Source organism: Legionella drancourtii LLAP12 (genome assembly GCF_000162755.2).
Classification (GTDB): Bacteria; Pseudomonadota; Gammaproteobacteria; order Legionellales; family Legionellaceae; genus Legionella; species Legionella drancourtii.
Genome location: NZ_JH413839.1, coordinates 1 through 4,069, shown reverse-complemented (window position 1 = coordinate 4,069; position 4,069 = coordinate 1). Strand labels below are relative to the sequence as shown.

Here is a 4,069-nt window from a genome sequence, read left to right as displayed (position 1 = left end):
TATGAAAACGGAGCTCAGGATAAGTCTGCAAATTACCTGATTATTGAGCAGATGGTGTCCGGCGTAAAGGTGGCGTGAGTCTGTTTTGGGCTTCTATAAGGAACTGCGGGAACCAGTCGTCTTGATGTTAAGGGAGAAATGCAAGAGGTAGGCACCTTAAGTATGAGAGTACCAATGCAAGAAACTGGGGCGGATTAACCCGTAGTAGCATTGAAGTAATTGTAATGATTACGGAGCGAAGGGGTTGAGTTAGGCTGTTAAGATTAAAATTCAACTCGCAAGAGGAGGAAATTTTGAGCGAAACAAAATCATTTATCATATCCAAACAATTGGTAGTGAAAGCTTTTCGATTAATCAAGGCCAATGGTGGATCAGCTGGGGTTGATCAGCAATCACTTGCGGATTTTGAATTAAACTTGAAAGACAATCTCTATAAGTTATGGAATCGCTTGTCGTCAGGCAGTTATTTTCCACCACCTGTTAGAGCAGTTCCCATTCCGAAGAAAACTGGAGGGGAAAGAATTCTGGGCGTGCCTACCGTGGCGGATAGAATCGCGCAAATGGTTATTAAACTCATATTTGAACCATGCGTTGAGCCCCATTTTCTTTCGGATTCATATGGATATAGGCCAAATAAATCAGCATTGGATGCTGTGGGGATTACTCGTCAACGATGTTGGCAATATGACTGGGTTGTCGAGTTTGATATAAAGGGGCTATTTGATAACTTGGATCATTCACTTCTATTAAAAGCAGTGAAAAAGCACACAAATGAAAAATGGGTCTTGCTGTATATTGAACGATGGCTTAAAGCCCCAATGCAACTACCTAATGGTGTTCTGCAAGAACGCAATAAAGGAGTACCTCAGGGCGGTGTCATCAGTCCAGTTTTAAGCAACCTGTTTCTGCATTATGTGTTTGATATTTGAATGAAAAGAAATCAGCCATCTGTACCATGGTGTCGTTATGCAGATGATGGACTGGTGCACTGCAAGACACAACAGCAGGCGCATAAGATATTATCTGAATTACGAGAGCGATTTATAGCATGTGGCCTTGAACTACATCCAGAGAAGACAAAGATTGTCTATTGCAAAGATGGTAAGCGAAGAGGAAATTACCCACAAACAGCATTTGAGTTTTTAGGGTATGGCTTTCGACGCAGGACAGCAAAGAATAGTAAAACAGGAAGATTATTCCTAACCTTTGCGCCCGGTGTAAGCAAATCATCGCAGAAATCAATGCAGGCAAAGATACATGACTGGAGGTTTTACAGGAGAACAGAAATAACTTTGAATGATATCGCCAAGAGATTTAACCCGGTTTTAAGGGGTTGGATTGAGTATTACGGGCGCTACAATCGTTCTTCTTTGTATGCTGTTTTCAGACATTTCAATAAAACACTGGTTGCGTGGGCAATGCGCAAGTATAGAAAATTGAATGGCAGAACACGAGCAATCTATTTCCTGGAGAATATAGCAAAAAGAGATTCAACTCTATTTGTACACTGGAAGATTGGAATGATAGGTGCGTTCGCCTAATGGGAGCAGTGTGAGTCGAGAGGTTCATGCACTGTTCTGCGAGGGGCTGGCGGGGAAGTTCCGCTGGTCTACTCTCCCATGCCTCATGTTTTCAGTTATTTGATTTGTACGCAAAAATTGTGTACAATATCTAAAATAATAAAAAGAGATTAGTTTGGAAATTTATAATGTTGTGCTGAAAGAGAAATTAGCACTTAGTTTGAAGAAACTTCCTAAACACATTTTAGCTAAATTAACTGCCTGGATTAGTGCAGTAGGGCATGATGGACTAAATGAGGTTAGAAAAATACCTGGATATCATGATGAGCCATTGAAAGGAGAACGTAAGGGTCAGCGTTCGATCAGATTATCAAAATCGTATCGAGCTATTTATATTATTAATAAAGCTGGGCAAATGGAAGTTGTTGAAATTATTGAGGTGAACAAACATGATTACTAAAAATACACAAGAAACATTGAATTATCTTGAAAATCTTATGGGAGAAAAATTAACTTTAGGTTCTTTTATCCTTGCTATTCGTCAAGGAGAGGAATTAAGTCAAGTTGAATTTGCTAAAACCCTTGGTGTTTCAAGACAGGTTTTATGTGATATAGAGCATGGAAGAAGAATTATTAGTCCTAAAAAAGCTGCTGAATATGCTGAATTATTAGGTTATTCCAAAAAACAATTTGTTCGACTTTGTTTGCAAGATATGATTGATAGAGATCATTTAGGATTAATTGTTGAAATAGAAAATGCAGCCTAAATACCAGTTGGAGCCGATTACAAAAGCTGAGCTTCAGGGATTATCAAATATAGAGTTATGCGATCGGATGGAAGAAACTCTGATTAATATTTTATATGAATCTTATCCTGATAGTATTATTGAAAATTTTCCTCGGGAAAGTATAAGAGATTTTTTTCATACAGAAACAATACAAAGATTACCTTCAGAGCATCAACGAAATGCTCTTAGAAAATGTTTCGAATATCTTATACAATTGGAATATTTAAAAAGGGTAGGGGGATGGTCAAATAAGGAAGTATTTAATCAAAGTTATGATGAAAATTGCTCATGGAAAAGCCCCCGTGTCATTCAGCAATTAAACATATAGAAATAGTTGGGAGCAGCACTGCTTGCGAGCGTCTTATTGATTTATTTCACATAATTGAAAAGGGAGAACCTGTCAAAGGGAAAAAGAAGTTTTCAGCATTTTCTAAATGGCTCCTAAATCCTCAAAATAAGTTTTTATTCTTTAGCCCATTTTTACCGTTGATAAGTAAATTCAGATCTGAAAAAAGAACCGCGGAGATTCATAAGTGGTCAAACTTACCTGAACGAATATTACTGCTTCAAAAACCAAGTCATTCTGAATGTAATGAGCCGTTAGAATTAATAAATGTATTAAATATGATTTGGAGTCCACTAATTACTATACTTGATGAAAAGCAACTCAATGCTATTCCAAGTATTTGCTTGGAATTACACAGTGCAATTATGGAAAATAATGAAATGGTAGTTAAAGAGCAAATAGATAGGATAGCAGCAGGCCTTGGAATAAGTGTATAGAGTCAGCCATTGCGTAAACCCGAGCGACTGTATTCGGTTCGAATTGCACTTCATATTATATACTTTAAATTTATTGGTAGGATATTCCGGAATAATTGTAAAGGGAATTTTATTATGCAAAAAACTAAAACTTATACCTTGACCAAATTCTCTTTCGAGAAAATTAAGGAAGTATATGAAATTGTTTTCAAAGATGAAAAAGTTGATATTAAACGTTGTGACTATAGTATTTCGATTGATGATGAGGATTGGGAACTTGATTCAATGGATGAGTTTTGTGCCGAATACAGTAAAAGCAATTGTATATATGCCTCTCTATTGGTTAGATCTGACAATAATAAACTAAGGTTGATCTACAATGACGGTGACACAGAAATTTCTGTAGAATCGAATAGAAATATTATTACCAAAGGTTTTAATGAGTTTGATTTAAGTAAAGATAAATTTAAATTAGATAAAGTTCCCATGCAAGTTAATAAAATTATAGTTTTTATTGGTCATGGTCGAAGCGATGATTGGAAAATAATCAAAGATGATTTGCAAGACAAACACAAAATTACTATAGAATCATTCGAATCGGGAGCAAGAGCGGGCCACACTATTCGAGATATATTAGAAGAAATGTCCACCACTTCTAATTTTGCTATATTGGTTTTGACGGCGGAGGATGAATTGAAGGATGGTAGTATCAGAGCTCGTCAAAATGTTATTCATGAAGCAGGATTGTTTCAAGGAAAATTAGGATTTAATAGAGCAATTATAGTTCTTCAAGAAGATGTTGAAATTCCTTCTAATTTGGATGGTATTCAACAACTGCGCTACAAGGAAAATATAAAAGAAGTTATTGGGGATATATTGGCTACAATAAAACGAGAATTTCCTTTAACATTGTATTAGTAAAATTAAATCATCAGAGATGACCTCTCTTGGTATGAAGAGGGAAGAATGCTCAATTCGCCAACGCAATTAAGTCTGATT

Annotated in this window: 6 protein-coding genes and 1 pseudogene; all 7 read left to right on the top strand. The window is 36.3% G+C overall.

What is annotated here, in order from left to right:
* Positions 1-335 precede the first annotated feature (335 nt).
* Positions 336-1,142: pseudogene (gene ltrA / locus LDG_RS20360) on the top strand (group II intron reverse transcriptase/maturase); the annotation flags it as partial.
* A 99-nt stretch (positions 1,143-1,241) separates the two neighbouring features.
* A complete protein-coding gene (locus tag LDG_RS20355) occupies positions 1,242-1,541 on the top strand; it encodes a group II intron maturase-specific domain-containing protein (RefSeq protein WP_233491542.1) in 300 nt (99 codons plus the stop codon).
* Positions 1,542-1,695: 154 nt separating this feature from the next.
* Complete coding sequence (locus tag LDG_RS13115) at positions 1,696-1,980, top strand: hypothetical protein (protein WP_006871880.1); 285 nt, start codon at positions 1,696-1,698, stop codon at positions 1,978-1,980.
* Positions 1,970-2,287: a helix-turn-helix transcriptional regulator gene (locus LDG_RS13110; RefSeq protein ID WP_006871879.1), complete on the top strand. Its 318-nt coding sequence runs from the start codon at positions 1,970-1,972 to the stop codon at positions 2,285-2,287. Before LDG_RS13115 ends, LDG_RS13110 begins: the two co-directional genes overlap by 11 nt.
* Positions 2,277-2,636: a hypothetical protein gene (locus LDG_RS13105; protein WP_040535865.1), complete on the top strand. Its 360-nt coding sequence runs from the start codon at positions 2,277-2,279 to the stop codon at positions 2,634-2,636. Before LDG_RS13110 ends, LDG_RS13105 begins: the two co-directional genes overlap by 11 nt.
* Positions 2,597-3,091 (top strand): hypothetical protein, encoded by a 495-nt coding sequence (locus LDG_RS13100; RefSeq protein ID WP_040535862.1) that lies wholly within the window; start codon positions 2,597-2,599, stop codon positions 3,089-3,091. The genes LDG_RS13105 and LDG_RS13100 overlap by 40 nt, the downstream gene beginning before the upstream one ends.
* Before the next feature lie 114 nt (positions 3,092-3,205).
* Complete coding sequence (locus LDG_RS18625) at positions 3,206-3,988, top strand: TIR domain-containing protein (RefSeq protein ID WP_006871876.1); 783 nt, start codon at positions 3,206-3,208, stop codon at positions 3,986-3,988.
* Positions 3,989-4,069 lie beyond the last annotated feature (81 nt).